Annotated in this window: 18 protein-coding genes; 6 read left to right on the top strand and 12 right to left on the bottom strand. The window is 59.2% G+C overall.

The genetic code is table 11. The annotated features are described in order from the left end of the window. Positions 1-23 precede the first annotated feature (23 nt). Positions 24-1,043, bottom strand: a complete 1,020-nt coding sequence (locus ACR0JE_RS07120) for a hypothetical protein (protein WP_480863655.1) — start codon at positions 1,041-1,043, stop codon at positions 24-26. Between the two features lie 22 nt (positions 1,044-1,065). Further along, positions 1,066-2,553 carry an ABC transporter substrate-binding protein gene (locus ACR0JE_RS07115; RefSeq protein ID WP_480863654.1) on the bottom strand — a complete coding sequence of 496 codons (1,488 nt, stop codon included), beginning with the start codon at positions 2,551-2,553 and terminating at the stop codon, positions 1,066-1,068. Positions 2,554-2,722: 169 nt separating this feature from the next. Here ACR0JE_RS07115 and panB point away from each other — a divergent pair, with 169 nt between their 5' ends. The 4 genes from panB (at position 2,723) to ACR0JE_RS07095 (ending at position 6,417) form a co-directional block, all read left to right on the top strand. Further along, positions 2,723-3,562 carry a 3-methyl-2-oxobutanoate hydroxymethyltransferase gene (gene panB / locus ACR0JE_RS07110; RefSeq protein WP_480863653.1) on the top strand — a complete coding sequence of 280 codons (840 nt, stop codon included), beginning with the start codon at positions 2,723-2,725 and terminating at the stop codon, positions 3,560-3,562. Continuing rightward, complete coding sequence (panC, locus tag ACR0JE_RS07105) at positions 3,559-4,410, top strand: pantoate--beta-alanine ligase (protein WP_480863652.1); 852 nt, start codon at positions 3,559-3,561, stop codon at positions 4,408-4,410. The genes panB and panC overlap by 4 nt, the downstream gene beginning before the upstream one ends. A 72-nt stretch (positions 4,411-4,482) precedes the next feature. Further along, positions 4,483-5,961 (top strand): glycerol kinase GlpK, encoded by a 1,479-nt coding sequence (glpK, locus tag ACR0JE_RS07100; protein ID WP_480863651.1) that lies wholly within the window; start codon positions 4,483-4,485, stop codon positions 5,959-5,961. A gap of 39 nt (positions 5,962-6,000) precedes the next feature. Then, positions 6,001-6,417: a VOC family protein gene (locus ACR0JE_RS07095; protein ID WP_480863650.1), complete on the top strand. Its 417-nt coding sequence runs from the start codon at positions 6,001-6,003 to the stop codon at positions 6,415-6,417. A 9-nt stretch (positions 6,418-6,426) separates the two neighbouring features. Here ACR0JE_RS07095 and smpB read toward each other — a convergent pair whose 3' ends face one another. The 10 genes from smpB to ACR0JE_RS07045 all read right to left on the bottom strand — a co-directional run bounded on the left by smpB (position 6,427) and on the right by ACR0JE_RS07045 (position 14,635). Further along, the gene (gene smpB / locus ACR0JE_RS07090) at positions 6,427-6,903 is read right to left on the bottom strand and encodes an SsrA-binding protein SmpB (RefSeq protein ID WP_170379480.1); all 477 of its coding nucleotides are present in this window, start codon (positions 6,901-6,903) and stop codon (positions 6,427-6,429) included. A gap of 57 nt (positions 6,904-6,960) precedes the next feature. Further along, on the bottom strand, positions 6,961-7,503 hold the full coding sequence (gene idi, locus ACR0JE_RS07085; RefSeq protein WP_353008698.1) for an isopentenyl-diphosphate Delta-isomerase: 543 nt from the start codon (positions 7,501-7,503) through the stop codon (positions 6,961-6,963). A gap of 198 nt (positions 7,504-7,701) precedes the next feature. After that, the gene (locus ACR0JE_RS07080) at positions 7,702-8,115 is read right to left on the bottom strand and encodes a c-type cytochrome (RefSeq protein WP_480863649.1); all 414 of its coding nucleotides are present in this window, start codon (positions 8,113-8,115) and stop codon (positions 7,702-7,704) included. A gap of 120 nt (positions 8,116-8,235) precedes the next feature. Beyond that, positions 8,236-9,240 carry a P1 family peptidase gene (locus ACR0JE_RS07075; RefSeq protein WP_480863648.1) on the bottom strand — a complete coding sequence of 335 codons (1,005 nt, stop codon included), beginning with the start codon at positions 9,238-9,240 and terminating at the stop codon, positions 8,236-8,238. An 81-nt stretch (positions 9,241-9,321) separates the two neighbouring features. Next, positions 9,322-10,068: an SDR family oxidoreductase gene (locus ACR0JE_RS07070; protein ID WP_480863647.1), complete on the bottom strand. Its 747-nt coding sequence runs from the start codon at positions 10,066-10,068 to the stop codon at positions 9,322-9,324. 60 nt (positions 10,069-10,128) lie between these two features. Further along, positions 10,129-10,548 (bottom strand): alternative ribosome rescue aminoacyl-tRNA hydrolase ArfB, encoded by a 420-nt coding sequence (gene arfB / locus ACR0JE_RS07065; protein ID WP_480863646.1) that lies wholly within the window; start codon positions 10,546-10,548, stop codon positions 10,129-10,131. A 263-nt stretch (positions 10,549-10,811) separates the two neighbouring features. Beyond that, positions 10,812-11,459 (bottom strand): queuosine precursor transporter, encoded by a 648-nt coding sequence (locus ACR0JE_RS07060; protein WP_480863645.1) that lies wholly within the window; start codon positions 11,457-11,459, stop codon positions 10,812-10,814. A 91-nt stretch (positions 11,460-11,550) separates the two neighbouring features. Next, the gene (locus ACR0JE_RS07055; protein WP_480863644.1) at positions 11,551-12,435 is read right to left on the bottom strand and encodes an esterase-like activity of phytase family protein; all 885 of its coding nucleotides are present in this window, start codon (positions 12,433-12,435) and stop codon (positions 11,551-11,553) included. Then, a complete protein-coding gene (mepA, locus tag ACR0JE_RS07050) occupies positions 12,408-13,271 on the bottom strand; it encodes a penicillin-insensitive murein endopeptidase (RefSeq protein WP_480863643.1) in 864 nt (287 codons plus the stop codon). Before mepA ends, ACR0JE_RS07055 begins: the two co-directional genes overlap by 28 nt. Continuing rightward, a complete protein-coding gene (locus ACR0JE_RS07045) occupies positions 13,268-14,635 on the bottom strand; it encodes an MFS transporter (RefSeq protein WP_480863642.1) in 1,368 nt (455 codons plus the stop codon). The genes mepA and ACR0JE_RS07045 overlap by 4 nt, the downstream gene beginning before the upstream one ends. A 129-nt stretch (positions 14,636-14,764) precedes the next feature. Between ACR0JE_RS07045 and ACR0JE_RS07040 the strand changes: the two genes are divergently transcribed. Next, complete coding sequence (locus ACR0JE_RS07040) at positions 14,765-15,052, top strand: YggT family protein (RefSeq protein WP_353008684.1); 288 nt, start codon at positions 14,765-14,767, stop codon at positions 15,050-15,052. A gap of 78 nt (positions 15,053-15,130) precedes the next feature. Next, positions 15,131-17,170 (top strand): DNA helicase RecQ, encoded by a 2,040-nt coding sequence (recQ, locus tag ACR0JE_RS07035; RefSeq protein WP_480863641.1) that lies wholly within the window; start codon positions 15,131-15,133, stop codon positions 17,168-17,170. The last annotated feature ends 108 nt before the right edge of the window (positions 17,171-17,278 follow it).

Here is a 17,278-nt window from a genome sequence, read left to right as displayed (position 1 = left end):
CGCGCCCTGCCCGGGTCCAGCGGCTAGTTATACTTACGCTGCTCTTGCCGAACCAGATCGACGGCGCAGGCCGAAAGCTCTTGCGCAGGGGCCGATTCAGCCAGCGTTTCCAGATTGGTTTCGGTGCGCGCAAGGGCCGCCCGACGCAGCACCATCAACCGGGCGCGCGGGCTGTCCAGAAACTGCGATTGCGGGATCACGGTCTCAAGGGGGCTGTCCATGCGGATCACCTCGAAATACCCGCCCAGCAGCGAGAGGAAGGCAAAGGAACAAGCCGCAGCCTCTGCCGAACAATGCGTGTTGCACAGATGCGCGATGGGTCGCGTCGCCTCGGCTGTCATCAGCCAATTCTCCACGGCGGGCCGCCACGGGTTGCCCGGTGACAGATCGCCATAACCCAGTCCCAACGCCAAAACACCAGCCATACCAAGCGCCTGCTCCGACTTTGCCGAAACCAGGTCGGGCTGAATATGACGCAGCGCAGCCAAGCCGTCCCCGCGCGGCTCGGGACTGTCCGAAAGATAGGCCAGATAGGGCTGCAGATCGTCCATGGCCCCGTCATAGGCGCGCAACTCATCCCGCATCGCCTGGCTGCCGTACAAGGCAACGATCCGCGTTGGGTAGTCTGTGGCTTGATGTTCACCAAGATCGTTGAGGCGCTTCACCTGATCGGGATCAGGCTGAGGCTGCCTGGATCGCAGCAAGGCCTGCGCCAGCGCATTCCCCTCGGCGGCTTCGAGGGTCAGCCAGGATGTGCCGAAATTGCTATTGTCGTTGCGCCGGAACAGGGCGCGGGATTGGGCAGGCTCAAGGCTTTGTCGAAACGGGGACGGCCCAAGATCTGTGGTTTCGATCCGGCCCAGCAACAAACGCGCATCCGAGTTTCCAGACGCCGCCAGCGCCGCCAGCATTGGCAACGCCTTGGCATCATCACCGCCCAGCCACAAGGCTATTGCCGCATCCAAAGAAGTCTCTGCCGATGCGGATGGCGCAACACAAAGCTGCGCCAGGACCATCACGGCAAGAAAAGAGCGTTTGATCATAGGCCTTCCCTCAGGCTGAACGCTACTCCGCCCAGCTGATCGCCGTCAGATCAATAGCCGCTGTCGGCGCGTTCTGCCACAGCCCTTGTACGCCTGCCTTGGCCACACCCAGTTTGGCCAGCTGGAACAGGTACCCGTTGACATAGTCGTTGGAAATCAGGCGCTGCGCCTCTCCCATCAACCGGGCCCGTTCCTCGGGGTCGGTGGTGGTGTTCAGCAGCTCCATCAGGGCCTGAAAATCCGTGCTGTCATATTGGAAGTAATAATCGGGCCGCGCATAGATGCCGATATCCATCGGCTCGGTATGGCTGACGATGGTCAGGCCGAAATCCTTGCCCTTGAACACCGACTCCAGCCATTGCGCCCATTCTACGTTGATGATCTCGGCGGTGATCCCAACCTCGGCCAATTGAGCGGCGATGATCTCTCCACCCCGGCGGGCATAGGAGGGCGGCGGCAGGTGCAGCGTAGTCTCAAAGCCTTCGGCAAAACCGGCCTCAGCCAGCATAGCCTTGGCTTTTTCCGGGTCATAGGCAGATTGGCCGGTTAGATCGACATAGGCCGGGTTATGCGGCGCGAAATGGGTTCCGATCGGCGTGCCGTAGCCAAACATCGCTCCGTCAATGATGGCCTGACGGTCAATCGCATGAGCCAGAGCCTGCCGGACGCGGATATCATCAAACGGCGCTTGCTTGTTGTTGGTCGACAGGATCGTTTCGCCTTCGGTCGAGCCAACAAGAACCTGGAATCGTGGATCAGCCTCGAACTGAGGCAGGTTCTCGGGCGCGGGGAAATTGTCGAACACATCCACATCTTCGGCCATCATGGCAGCAAAAGCGGCGGTCGGGTCCGAGATGAATTTGAACGTCGCGCTCTCTAACGCAGGCTGATCACCCCAATAGTCGGGATTGCGGTTCAATGTGATACTGTCGCCCTGCACCCATTCGCCAAAGGTAAAGGCTCCGGTCCCTACTGGGTTTGTCTTGATATCATCGATGCTCTCAGAGGCCACGATCACCGCATCACCCCAGGCCATGTTGAACAGGAAGTTACCGTTTGGTTCGGACAGGGTCACCTTGACGGTCAGCGGATCCACGGCCTCGACGTTTTCAATTCCGGCAAAAAGGGCCTTCTGCGCGTTGGCGCTGTCTTCTGCCATTGCGCGATCAAGGCTGAATTTGACATCCTCAGCATCCATCGCGCTACCGTCATGGAAGGTCACACCTTCGCGCAGCTTGAAGGTATAAACAGTGCCGTCATCCGAGATTTCCCAGCTTTCCGCCAGCCCCGGCACGACCGATCCATCGCCCATGAACCGGGTCAGGCCTTCGAAGATGTTGGTGTAGACCACCGAATCGATGGCCTGAGCAGCCGCGCTGGTCGGATCCAGATGAGGCGGCTCTAACTGCATGGCGATTGTAATGTCCGATTGGGCCATCGCTTGCGTGGCCAGCAATCCGGCGCTTAGCGCCAGCACCGATCCGAAGGTTCGAAACACCTGCTTAGTCATGGAAACTCTCCCCGTTGAAGTCAACGCAGCCGCGTGTTTGCGGGCTTTCTGGGCCCAGTGTTCCTTTAAACCTAAGGTCATTCAAGGAAATGTTCGCGCAACCGGGGTTTCGTGGGCCCTGCTCGATCTGTTATGCCGCACTGCAACATGAACCCCGCAAGGAGCGAACATGAGCGCCACCGCCCGAAAAAAAGCCCCAAACGCCGAAGATATTCGCGCCCGGAAGGGCGGTGAGCCGCTGGTCAGTCTGACCGCCTATACCACCCCGATGGCGCGTTTGATGGACACCCATTGCGACTTTGTGCTGGTGGGTGACAGCGTTGGCATGGTGCTGCACGGACTGGAATCGACCCTTGGCGTGACGATGGAGATGATGATCCTGCACGGTCAGGCCGTCGCGCGCGGCTTGAACAGCGCGATGATGGTCATCGACATGCCCTTTGGCAGTTATGAACATTCCCCTGCCGATGCATTCCGCAATGCCGCCCGTCTGATGGCGGAGACCGGTGCGGGGGCTATTAAGCTGGAAGGTGGGGTCGAGATGGCCGAGACCATCCGCTTTCTGGTCAAGCGTGGCATTCCGGTGATGGCCCATATCGGCCTGACGCCGCAATCGATCAACACGCTGGGCGGGTACAAGGTTCAGGGCCGGGATGACCAAGCACATGCTGTGCTGGCCGATGCCCATGCGGTGGCCGAGGCGGGCGCGTTTTCCGTCGTGTTAGAGAAAGTTCCGCAAAATCTGGCCGATCAGATCACCAACGAAGTAGCGATCCCGACCATCGGCATCGGAGCCTCTGCCGGATGCGACGGGCAAATCCTTGTGGTTGACGATATGGTGGGCTTTTTCACGGCGTTCAAACCGAAATTCGTCAAACGCTATGCCGAACTGGGCCCGTTGGCCGAAGCCGCGATAGCCGAATACGCCGCCGAGGTGCGCGCGCGCAGTTTCCCGGCGGATGAACATGTCTTTGCCGATAAGGCCCCTGCCAAAGGGCCAAAGGTATGACCGCACCGATCCTGCGTCGCCTGGCCGATCTGCGCGCGCTGACGACCGAATGGCACCGCAAGGGCGAATTCATAGGCGTTGTGCCCACAATGGGCGCGCTGCATCAGGGGCATCTGTCACTGGTTCAGGCCGCCAAGGCAGGCACGGACCGCGTGATCGTCACGATCTTTGTGAACCCCAAACAGTTCAACAACTCCGAAGATCTGACCAATTATCCGCGTACCGAGAGCGAGGATGCGCAAAAGCTGGTCCCTTACGGTGTTGATGCGATCTATGTGCCCGATCCTGATGAAATCTACCCGGCAGGCTTTTCAACCACTGTGACCGTCGGCGGCCTCACTGATATGATGGAGGGTCCCTTCCGCCCCGGTCATTTCGAGGGCGTCGCCACAGTGGTCGCCAAACTTTTCCTGCAAACGCAGGCGGATAAAGCTTATTTCGGCGAAAAAGACTATCAGCAACTGCTGGTGGTCCGCCGCATGGCACGTGATCTAGACATCCCCGTTGAAGTTGTGGGCTGCCCTACGGTCCGCGAGCCCTCGGGTTTGGCCATGTCATCGCGCAACCTGCGGCTGTCGGCCAAAGGGCTAAAGATCGCAGCGCGAAAGAACACGCTTATGCAAGCAATGGCCAAAGAACTCGCCGCCGGCGCACCGTTCGAGCCACTTGCAGAGCAAGCTAGCGATGACCTGCTGGCCGCGGGGTTCACAGAGGTGGAATATATCGATCTGCGTTGTGCCGAAACTCTTGAGCCCCTGACCCGCGCATCGCGCCCGGCCCGACTGTTCATCACAGCATGGGCCGATGGTGTGCGCCTGATCGACAATATCCCCATTCCGGCGGGCTGATTTCTGCTCTGGCCCCTGCGCGAGTGTTTGCGCTAAAGTCCCGCAAAACCATGCGGGGGAGGAGCGCAGGCAATGACCTTTATTCTGGCAATCGATCAGGGCACCACGTCCTCGCGCGCGATCTTGTTCGACGCACAAATGCAGGCCGTCGGCACCACCCAGCGCGAATTTCCTCAGCATTTCCCGCAGGAAGGCTGGGTTGAACATGATGTTGAGGATATCTGGGACAGCGTTCTGACCGTCTGCCGTGAGGTGATGGAGACCAGCGGCGTCTCGGCCGACCAGATCGCCGGGATCGGCATCACTAATCAGCGCGAAACCACCGTGGTCTGGGACAAGACCACCGGCAAAGCCATCCACAACGCTATCGTCTGGCAGGACCGTCGCACCGCCGACATCTGCGCCCGCTACAAACAGGCCGGGTGCGAGGATGATGTGACGGCCCAAACTGGGTTGCTACTGGACCCCTATTTTTCGGGCACCAAGGTCAAATGGCTTCTGGATACCGTCGACGGAGCCCGCGACCGGGCCGCGGCCCAAGAGCTGCTGTTTGGCACCATCGACAGCTTTCTGATCTGGCGTCTAACCGAAGGCCGTTGCCACGTCACCGATGCGACCAATGCCGCGCGCACCCTTCTGTTCGACATTCACAAAGGCGCGTGGAGCCCCGAGATTTGTGACCTGCTGGACGTGCCTTTGACGATGCTGCCAGAGGTGCTGGATTGCGCGGCTGATTTTGGCAGCACGTCCCTGCTGGGTGGCAACATACCAATTCTGGGTGTCGCAGGGGATCAGCAGGCCGCCACGATCGGTCAGGCCTGCTTTCAACCCGGCATGATGAAATCAACCTATGGCACCGGGTGTTTTGCGCTGCTGAACACTGGCGCGCAGCCCGTCGCCTCAAAAAACCGTTTGCTGACCACCATTGGCTATCAGTTAGACGGGCAAAAAACCTATGCGCTGGAAGGCTCAATCTTCATCGCCGGCGCGGCAGTGCAATGGTTGCGAGATGCGCTGAGAATCATCGATGCCGCCCCGCAAAGCGGTGATCTGGCGGCGCAGGCCGACCCGACTCAGCATGTGGTTCTGGTCCCTGCCTTCACTGGCCTTGGTGCACCCTATTGGAAGCCTGATTGCCGGGGCGCGATGTTCGGGCTGACGCGCAATTCAGGCCGGGCCGAGATTGCCCGCGCCACGCTGGACAGCATCGCCTTTCAGACCCGCGACCTGTGGCATGCGATGCAAGGCGATTGGGGCGCCGAGGCAAATGTGATCCTTCGTGTCGATGGCGGGATGAGCGCATCAGACTGGACCATGCAGGGCCTGTCGAACTGTCTGGGGGCCCCGGTGGATCGCCCTGTGATGCAGGAAACAACCGCATTGGGCGCTGCATGGCTCGCCGGTATGAAAGCGGGCGTCTATCCTGATCAGGACGGGTTCGCCCAGACCTGGCAGCTTGATAAACGCTTTGAGCCCCAGATGGCGCAGGATGCCCGCGATGCCGCCTATGCCCGCTGGCAACTTGCTGTACAGGCTGCCATGTCATTCTAAAATCTATTGTCTTGGGCTTCCAAGACCAGGAGGGATAAAATGATCGCCTATGTCACCGTTGGTACCGATGACGTCGCACGGGCCAAACGGTTCTATTCAGCCTTCATGCCTGCGTTGGGCTATGAGCTTGAGGAAGGGCCCGAAGGTCTAAGCTATGCCCTGCCATTGGAACCAAACCAATCCCCGGTATTGCCCGAGTTCTATGTCAAACCCACATTTGACGGAGCACCCGCCTCAGCGGGCAACGGGTCAATGACCGCATTCGAAGCGCAAAATCAGCAGCAGGTGCGTGATCTGCATGCCGCCGCACTGGCTGCTGGAGGATCCGACGAGGGTGCGCCAGGCTTTCGCGCCGCTTACGGACCCAATTTCTATGTTGGATACCTGCGCGATCCGCAGGGCAACAAGATTGCTCTGTTTTCGAGCAATCCGAACGAGCCTGGGCGGGACGACTAGCGCCGAGACTTAGCTGTGATCTTTCATCAATCGCTGCTTCTGGCGTGACCAGTCACGCTTGGCCTGGGTTTCGCGCTTGTCGTGAAGCTTTTTACCCTTGGCGATCCCGATCTTCAGCTTGGCCCGGCCCTTGTGGTTGAAATACAGAACCAACGGCACCAGCGTCATGCCCTTGCGTTGCGTTGCATTCCACAGGTTCGACAACTCCTTGCGCGAGACCAGCAACTTACGGCGGCGGCGTTCTTCGTGCTTGAACACCTTGGCCTGCTCATACGGCGCGATGTAGCTGTTGATCAGCCACAGCTCGCCATCATCGACCGAGGCATAGCTTTCGGCGATGTTCGATCCACCGGCCCGAAGGGATTTGACCTCGGATCCTTCCAGCATGATGCCACACTCGATATCCTCTTCGATCGCGTAGTCGAAGCGGGCACGCCTGTTTTCGGCGATCACTTTGTAGTTTGGATCAGTCTTCTGCTTTGCCATGACGCGTTGATTTAGGCGGCTTGAACCCGCCATGCAAGGCCAGCACAGGCTTTGACATCAGGATTGTGCGGAAATGATCAGGTCCGGGCCGAAAATCGTGTCCGAATGGTTGTGCAGATAGATTTTGAGCCAGGGTGTAAAGCGTTCCGGGTGGCGCTGCACCTCGGCTAGAAGATCGTGATAATCGATCCAGCGAATATCCATCACTTCGTCCGGGTTCGGCTCGATCTTCAGCGGGCCGCGTACGTGCGCCAGAAAAACGTCCACCACCTCATGCTCGATCAGGTTGTTGCCGACATCGGCGTGATACTCCAGACGATGGCGGTACTCGGGATACAACCCGGTGATCCCGAGTTCTTCGCGCAAACGGCGCACTGCGCAGGCTGAGGCCCCTTCGTCCCAATCAGGATGGGTGCAACAGGTGTTCGCCCACAGGCCCGGGGTGTGATACTTGCCCAACGCCCGGCGCTGCATCAGGATTTCAGTACCGCGCACCACAAAGACAGAGACAGCCTTATGCCTGAGGCCTTTTTCATGTGCCTCAAGTTTGTCCACGGGGGTCAACTCACCATCAACCCAAGCCGGGATCATGATTCCCATATGTCGTCTCCTGATGCCGATCCATCGGACTGGCGAACTTTGATGTGGTGCTATGGCCGGATCGGCTTGGCATCGGGGCCCGTCGGCCCCGGATCGGGCCGCGTTGGGACAAAATGGCAATGATCGGTCGGATTATCAACCTTACGAAAAGCCGCAGGTGAAGCGGCTTTTCGATATGTCATTGGATCATCTGAAAGCTTATTCGCCTGATACGCTGAGGATATAGGCATAGACATCCTCGCCACCGGATTTCAGTTTGAAGCTCATCTTTGACTTGGCCGCAGTGTCATCAAGGTATTCTTTGAGGAAGGCTCTGGGATCCTGAGAATAGGCGACAAAGGTTTCTTCGTCCCAGACAAGCCCATTCTCGCCAGCGGCCACGATGCTGTCGCCATATTTAAACCCTTCCAAAGTCCCAGCAGTCCGACCCGCAATTCCGTAAAGGTTCGGTCCGGTTTTACCACCTTTTACAATCACATCACCCGCAGGGTCGGCGATCATGTGGCAGGATTTGCATCTGTTGAAGGCTTTCTTGCCCGCCTCTGCATCCCCTTCTGCGTAAACAGGTAGGGCAAGCAGGCCGACGATTGTGGTGGCGAGGAAACGATTCATTGTCTTTGCTCCAGATTTACGTGGCTGGCCTAACAGGAGCTTTGGAGCGCCAATGAGTCAACGCGCAGATTGCCGCGCGTGGGGCTGTGACGCTGTGGCAAAACGCCGGGCCTAACCGGTTTATCTGAGCTGTGACCAGCACGGTAGCAGGTCGCCGGGTGCGGGTGAGGCGAGGTAGACCGCGCGCGCGATGGCCCGCGCCAGACAGAGCGAAGCCGCATGGCCGATCATTCCAAGTTCGGTATCATTGGCCAACTGCACCTCACCTGTACTGACGCCAAAGACCAAATCGCCATCCCCCGGTGTGTGGGCAGGCAAAACCGCGCGCGCGATACCATCATGCGCGGCTACGGCCATCCTGTAACATTGAGATTTTGACAAGGCCGCATCGGTGGCAACAATGGCGATTGTGGTATTTGATTTCTCGGGATCGGCCCGCATTGCGCTGGCCTTGCGGCTCGCATCCGGCTGACCCAAACCGGCGCGCGGATCAGAGCCTAAACCGCCGAATTCTTTCCCTTGTTCGAATGGTGCCGCCCAGAAATGCCGGTCGCCAGGGGTTGTAACGCTCCCCATCGGATTGGCCGCAACAAGCGCGCCCACCGTGATCCCTGTGTCTAGCACTGCTGAAGCCGAGCCCAACCCGCCCTTCTGCATCGCAGCCAAGGCACCGGTTCCCGCACCAGCGGTTCCGAGTGCGAAGTCTTCGCTGGCCGCCTCAAAAGCGCGCCGCCCCAATGCGCGGTAGGGGTTTTCGGACCAGTCTTTGTTGCCGCCATTCAAAAGATCAAAAAGGATCGCGCCGGGGACGATTGGGACCTTGGTTTTGCCGACCGGATATCCACGGCCTTGCGCCCTTAGCGCATCTGATACGCCCGAACATGCGTCCAGCCCAAAGGCTGATCCGCCAGACAGGGCGATCGCGTCGATATGGGCAACAGATTTATCAGGGGCCAACAGATCGGTTTCGCGCGTCCCCGGCGCACCGCCCATCACATGCACAGAGGCTGTGAAAGATGCGTCAGCCGTCAGGACAGTTGTACCGGATTTCAGCGCCGCATCCTGAGCGTTGCCGACTTTCAGGCCGGAAACATCAGTGATCAGATTTTTGGGTCCGGGGGTCATTGCAATCTGTGATGTTGAGGGCGGAAAGCGCGCAAGCGCGCTGCCTCCGGCGGAGGTATTTTTAGCCAGATGAAGAGCGGATCAGATACAGCGGCCACCATCGACCTCCAGTGCCGTGCCGGTGATCATGCTGGCCTCGTCCGAGCAGAGAAACAGGGCCGCGTTGGCCATGTCCTGAGGGGTTGAGAAGCGACCGAGCGGGATGGTCGAGAGGAACTTAGCTCGAATCTCGGGCGTGTCTTCGCCCATGAAGGATTTCAGCAGCGGCGTTTCCCCCGCAACCGGGCAGATGGCGTTGACCCGCACGCCGGAGGGGGCCAACTCGACCGCCATGGTTTTCGTCGCGGTGATCATCCAGCCCTTAGAGGCGTTGTACCAGTTCAGATTGGGGCGCGGCGACAGCCCGGCGGTTGAGGCGACGTTTAGGATCGCCCCCGCGCCGCGCGCTTTCATCGCCGGGACAAAGGCGCGGGCAGTCAGGTAAACGGACTTCATGTTCACGTTGAAGACGCGATCAAAATCTTCTTCGCTGACGTCTTCCAGCGGGGTGGGCAGATGAGTAACGCCAGCGTTGTTGACCAGAATGTCGAGCTGCCCATAGGCGGCCTCGACCGCGCCGGCCATCGCCTGAACCGACGCGCCGTCGCTAACATCCACTTGCTGCGCCATCGCGCCAGAACCCAGTTGCGCCGCCAGATCCTGCGCCGCGTCGCCGTTGATGTCGGCGATCATCACGCGCGCGCCCTCGGCCAGAAACGTCTGTACGATCCCGGCCCCGAACCCAGACGCACCGCCGGTTACGATTGCCGTTTTCCCCTCCAGCCTCATGGTGTTACCCTCCTGCCGCTTTTGCGGGTCAGAGTATCAACGGGTCGGCAAGATACCAGATCAATCTTCAGATACTTTCCCGCGCAGCGCCTTGACGTCGCCACGGGCCTTTTTCGCGGCCAGACGGCGTTTGACCGAACCATAGGTAGGCTTGGTCGCAATCCGCCGCTTGGGTTTGACCAGCGCTCGGGCGATCAGCTCAGCCAATCGGTTACGCGCAATTTCGCGGTTGCGGGCCTGAGAACGGGTTTCCTCACATTGAATGATGATCGCCCCATCTTTAGTCCAGCGCCGCCCGGCCAGCCGTTTCAGGCGATTCTTCACCGGCTCGGGCAGTGACGGTGAACGCGCGGCTTCGAACCGCAGCTCAACTGCAGACGAGACCTTGTTGACGTTCTGCCCGCCGGGACCGGACGAGCGGACGAAGCTCTCGGTCATTTCCCAATCCTGTAGGATGATATCGTCGGTGATGCGCAACATGGGGCGGACCTTACAAGGCGTCAGGGAAAACAGAAAGGGCCGCCCCGGTGGGACGGCCCTTCGAAAGTTCAGGAGGTTGGGTCGGTTAGATCAATCGACCAGCCGGAGCGAGCGCTCCGCCAAGGGCTGCCCTAGCAGGCTTTCCCCCCGGTTGTTCCGACACCTCTCTCCAATCTCTTTCTTGACACTGGATCACCTCCTTTTCTATCTGTTGCGGTTAACTTTGAGCCTGACACAAGATGCGCCGTTCTCAAAGAACTTTTTTAGGCAGGCTGCGCCGCGGTCAGGCGGGCGACGATCACCTTGAACGGGATCAGGGCAATCAGGGCCAGCGACAGCTTCACCAACCAGTCCGCGAAAGCCAGCGTAACCCAGAGCGGAGCCATCGGGCCGGTCAGCATGAAGGGCACAGGCTCCCACGCCCAGTTGATCGCGGCATCGGCATTGGCGCCGAAGAAGGTGACCGAGGCCGAGAAGGCCAGCGTAAAGAAGATCGCGGTGTCCAGCGCCGATCCGACAAGGGTCGAGACCAGTGGCGCGCGCCACCAGCGGCCACCGCGCAGCGAATTGAAGATGGTCACATCGGTCAGCTGCGCGATCAGGAAGGCAGTGCCTGAAGCAACTGCTATCCGCAACGGGACAGCGGCATAGGTAAAGCCATCACCCTGCAGCATGATCTGGCTACCGATCAGCGAGCAGATGATACCGGTGACAAACCCGGCGAACACGACCTTGCGGGCCGGGCCCACACCATAGACGCGGTTCATGATGTCAGTGACCAGGAAGGCCAGCGGATAGGTGAAAGCACCCCAGGTCAGCAATCCGTCAAGGATCAGGAACTGGACCAGAATGTTGGAGGCCACGACAATGGCGGCCATGGCAAGTATGCCGGGAATATAAGAGCGTTGCATTTTCAGATGCCCGTTTTGACAAGGTAGCGGCGACTTGGCCAAGGGTTCATCCCAAGGCAAGCCGTGCGTTTAGACCTTTGCCCTGCACCTGTCAATCGGGCAGTAGATATTCGACTAGTTCGGTCTGTTGCAGCGCCAGAAAATTGTCGTCCGAGATCATCGTGGCGCGCAGTCGCCCCTGATCGTCGCGCCAGACGGATAGGCCCTCCAGATTGTCATGCGTGCCTTTGCTGGTCTCAAACAGGATTTCCTCTGCTTCCGGGGTGTCGCCTGAGACATCCCACCGCCGCAGACGCGACCGAAACCCGGTAATGGATGCTGTCCGCTCTAGTACATAGAACCGGCCATCGGGGCCGAAATCGGCTGCAACAGGTTGGAACGGCCCACGTTGCGGCAGCACGAAAGGCGTCGACCAGACCTGACCATCCCAGCGATAGACCGGGATATCACCATCTATTGTGCGGCTCTTTTCAGTGAGCGTATACAGGCGGCCGGTGTCGTCGATCGCCAGCCCTTCGAACGATCCATTCCGCTCCAAATCATCAAAAGCGTTGGGGCGCGGCAAGACTCGGGCATTTGTCCCCGGTGCTGGGTAGTAGGCGACCCGGTGCACACCTTCGAAAGAGATGTAGAAACCACCATCCGGGGCCATCGCGATCCCTTCAGAATCGCCAGCATAGCCCAGCATGATGCGCCCGGTACTGGATAAGACCGGCCAATGACCCAGAATGCGAATGCCTGAGATCTGATCCCCGTCGCGGTCGACCCGCGCAGTTATCAAGGTCGCCCGGTCGCTGAGAACCGTCAGATGGCGCCCCATGTCAGACACATGGATCGCCGAGAATCCACCGAACCACGCGGCGTTGTCCCTCCAGACATAACTGCCAAGCTGGGCGGCGGTTTTGACCTCAACCGCCCAGACCGACCCGGCACACAGAGATGCAGCAATTAGTTTGACGACAAAACGGCGGCGCATTGCTTGGGCAAATCAGCCAGAACATATTCCCGGCGTTTCTTGGGGGCAGGCGCATTCGGGTTGGGTGGTGGTGGGTTAAGAATGTTGTTCACCCATTCCTGCGCCTGAGCGCAGCCATCACCCTTGGGAATTGGGTCCTGATTGACGCAGCCTTTTGACCCTCTGGGACAGTTCAGGCGCACGTGGAAATGATAGTGATGCCCCCACCAAGGCCTGATCTTGCGCAGGTAAGCACGGTTGCCTTTCTCATCCTTGCACATCTGAACCTTGGCCCCGGGGAAGACAAAAATCCGCGCCACGCGCTTGTCTTTCGCTGCTGCTCGCAGCACAGCGTGGTGCTGTTTCGTCCAGTTGTTGTTCACGAACGCCCCGTTCGAGCGGCGCAGGGAAATGGATGAGAGATTTTCGCGTGCTTTGCGGCTCAGGCGCATATCGCCCCCTGGCAGCATCCAGATATCGATATCCAGACCCAGTTGATGAGATCGATGGCCCGATGTCATCGGCCCGCCCCTTGGCTGGCTGATATCCCCGACATAAAGGCCATTCCACCCCGGTTGCTTTGCGGCAAACCGGCTGAGGTCCTGCACATAGTCGATCGCAACAGGATGCCCCCAGTTTCGGTTGCGCGACAGGCGCATGGCCTGCCATGTCGGCCCGGTTTCGGGCAATTGCACCGAACCTGCCGCGCACCCGCGCGAATAACTGCCGAAAGCAGCCGGCTTTTGCTGTGAACTGACCCGTTTCGCTCCGAACAATTGCTTTGCCAAAGGTTCAGCCGCGGCTGTGTTTGCCAACACAAGTGCGGCCAGAATTATCAAAAAACGCCTTAAAATCATCTACTCTGATCCCCTTCCGGTTTCACCCAGCGCATCAGTATGAGACCTAGGATAAACAACAGAATGATCGGTGACACCCCCAGACGTGCGCTGCCGGTCACAGTTGTTGCAATCCCGATCAGAAGGGGCGCGGCAAAGGCCGTGGCGCGGCCCGACAGGCCGTAAAGCCCAAAGCTTTCGACCGGGGTTTTAGGATCGGTATGACGCACCATCATCGACCGGCTGGCCGATTGCAGAATACCACCCATGCCGCCAATCAGAATACCGCAGCCAAAGAACACCATGTCTGGCAGGCCCGACTCTTCGGGCAGCGAAATGCCATAAACCTGCGTTCGGTCCATCGAAACAACGGTCACACATACGAAGATCAGAACCCAGATTGCCACAAGGATAACCGGCTTAGGCCCAAATTTCTTGTCCATCTTGCCACCGATCCACGCAAAGATCGCCGAGGCCAATACGCTGACAATGCCAAACACACCGATCTTGATCAGGTCCCATTCCAGCACCAAGCGGGCATAGACGCCGCCAAAGCTGTAAAGCCCGTTCAACGCGTCACGATAAAACATGGACGAGCCCAGATAGCTGGCTAGGCTCAAGCGATGGCGCAAGTTCGAAATGGATTTGGCAAGCAGGCTCAGCGCCTCACCCATACTGCCCTTTTTGTCCGCAGGCGCATCATCGCGGACCCAGAGGAAATACGGCACCATGAACAGGACGAACCAACCAGCCGTGAAAGGCCCGACAAAGCGAGTGCCCTGCTGTTGCGCCGCATCCAGCCCAAACAGCGGGTCCATCCCGATCAGCGTCTTGCCGTTGGGCTGTTCCACGAAAAGCGCCAGCATGATCGCCAGTGAGATCAGCCCGCCGAAATAGCCAAAGGCAAAGCCCGAGCCCGAAATCTCGCCCACTTCACTGTCGTCGCCCAGATCGGGCAGCTGAGAGTTGATGAAGATCAGCGCATATTCCGCGCCCACGAAACCAAGGCCAAAAGCCGACAGCATCAGCCACATGTTCGACCCGTCCGGCATCGTGTACCACAGCGCTGCCGAACCCACCGCATACATCACCGAAAAGGCAAAAATCCACGGGATACGCCGCCCCGACACATCTGCCATTGCCCCCAACAGCGGAGCACCAAAGGCGATGATCAATCCGGTGATGGTCAGGCAATTCGCCCAGACGGTTTGTGCTTGCGCAGCGGCGGCTTCGGCATCCAAACCCGTGCCCGAATAATAGCCGGCCGCCACCCCGGCGAAATAGGGACCGAAAACAAAGGTCACCAACAACGTGTGATAGGGCTGACTGGCCCAATCAAAGAACCACCAACCCCAAATGCGCTTCCGCCTGGAAATCTCTGCCATCTCTGCCCCTGTTGTTCTTTGACGTCATAAGACGGGCGTTTCACCCATTTCGCAAGCTTTCAGTTGGCGCAGACTTGCTCTTTGCCGCCGGGGCGCTTACGTCTCTGCCGGTGAAAGAACGGAGTGCCCATGCTGTCGCTGATCCAAATCCTGCTGCTGATCCTGGACATTGTCTGGTTCATCATTCTTGCCCATGTGATCATGAGCTGGCTGATCAACTTTCAAGTGCTAAACCTGCATCAACAGCTTGTGGCGCAAATTTGGTATGGGCTGAACCGCATTCTAGAACCTATTTATGGTCCTATTCGCCGTTTTCTGCCGAATATGGGCGGGCTTGATCTGACGCCTTTGGTTGTTTTGATCGGCGTCTATGCGCTGCGGATCATACTTATAAACAATATGGTCTATTTCGTCTGAGACCTTGTTCACCGAATCTTAGTATGTGATTGTCCTGTCTTAAGAGCAGATAAACCTTAAAACAGGGCCACCCCGCAGATGTTCGACTCCGCACCCTTGCTGCGAGATGTCTTTGGATTCGACGCCTTCCGCCCCGGGCAGGAGGAAATCGTCGATGCCGTGACCGCTGGCGAAAACGTGTTGGCGATCATGCCGACGGGCGGCGGGAAATCCCTATGCTTCCAACTGCCTGCCCTGCTGCGCGACGGGGTGACGGTGGTGATCTCTCCTCTGATCGCCCTGATGCGCGATCAGGTGCGCGGGTTGCAGGAAGCAGGGGTTGAGGCAGGCGCTCTGACCTCGGGCAACACCCCAGAAGAAACTGATGCGGTGTGGGAGGCGTTGGAGGCCGGTCGGTTGAAACTCCTCTACATGGCGCCGGAACGTCTGGCGGCCGGGTCCGCTTTGGGGATGCTGCGTCGGATTAATGTCAGCTTGATCGCCGTGGATGAGGCGCATTGCGTCAGCCAATGGGGTCACGATTTCCGGCCCGACTATCTGCGGATCGGAGAGCTGCGCCGCGCCCTGAACGTGCCTCTGGCCGCGTTCACCGCCACAGCGGATGCAGAAACGCAGGACGAGATCGTCGAAAAGCTGTTCGACGGGACCGCGCCGCGCAAGTTCCTGCGTGGTTTCGATCGGCCCAATATCCATCTGGCCTTTGCCGCAAAGGACGGGCCCCGCAAACAGATCCTCGATTTTGCTGCCGCGCGCAAAGGGCAATCGGGCATCGTCTATTGCGGCACCCGCAATAAGACAGAGGTGCTGGCGCAAGCCCTGCGCGCGGAAGGGCACATCGCCTGTCATTATCATGGCGGCATGGACCCTGAAGACCGCCGCATCGTCGAAACACGCTTTGCCCGCGAGGATGGTCTGATCGTGGTGGCCACCGTGGCCTTTGGCATGGGCATCGACAAGCCCGATATCCGCTGGGTGGCCCATGCAGACCTGCCCAAATCCATCGAAGCCTACTATCAGGAGATCGGACGCGCAGGCCGCGATGGTGGCCCGGCCGAAACGCTCACGTTGTTCGGCCCCGACGACATACGCCTGCGCCGGTCGCAGATCGATGAAGGGCTGGCCCCGCCTGAACGACGCATGGCTGATCACGCGCGGCTGAACGCTTTGCTCGGGCTTGCCGAAGCCTTGAAATGCCGCCGTCAGACCCTGTTGGGCTATTTCGGAGAACAGGCCGAAGCCTGCGGCAAATGCGATCTGTGCGATACCCCGCCCGAGGTTTTCGATGGCACCACACCGGTGCGCATGGCCCTATCTGCGATCTTGCGCACCGAGGAATGGTTCGGCTCAGGCCATCTGATCGACATTCTTTTGGGCAATGAAACTGACAAAACCCGCGCTCGCCGCCATGACGCGTTGTCCACTTGGGGGATCGGCAAGGACTGGTCCCGACCGCAATGGCAAGCTATCTTCCGGCAGATGATGGGGCATGATCTGGTGCGCCCCGACCCCGAACGCCACGGCGCGCTGCGTATGACCCAGGCGGCGAAACCGATCCTGAAGGGCGAGGCGCGGATTGAGCTGCGCAAAGACACGATCCGCAAAGCCACGCGCCGTCCTGCGGTCAAGGCGATGGTGTCCGAGGAAGACGCGCCATTGCTGAGCGCGCTCAAAGCCAAACGCCGGGCCTTGGCGGAATCCGCTCGTGTTCCGGCTTATGTCATCTTCCCGGATCGAACCCTGATCGAAATGGCCGAAAAGCGCCCGATGACGCTGGATGATATGGCCCGGATTGGCGGGGTCGGTGCGAAGAAGCTGGAACGCTATGGCGACACGTTTCTTGAGGTAATCGCGGGCGAGGCCGCTGCAGTTCACCCCGCGCGCCGCAAATTGGCGGGCCGAGATCAGGGTGAGATTTATGACCGTTTGCTAGAGGTACAGTCCCAGTTGTCACGTGGTCCGGATGGAATCGACAAACCACTGACTTGCTCTGCCTCGCAACTGGCGAAGGTGGCGCAGCTACGCCCGGATGATCCGCGCGGGATCGAACAGGTGCTGGGCGACCGCCGTCACGAAAGGTTTGGTGTGGCCTTTTTGGACGTGCTGCGAGATGCAGGTTAGGTCGTTTCGCGTCGCAATGGTGTCAAAAGACGATGCCTCTCCCTGCGGTCGACCGCGCCTTTCGACAAAAGCTCTTTTGGTAAAACGCAAAACGACCTAGATACCGCA

This window comes from Ruegeria sp. H3 (genome assembly GCF_056533095.1).
Note: the sequence above shows the minus strand (reverse complement) of the source record. Positions and strands in the feature narration are given on the sequence as shown.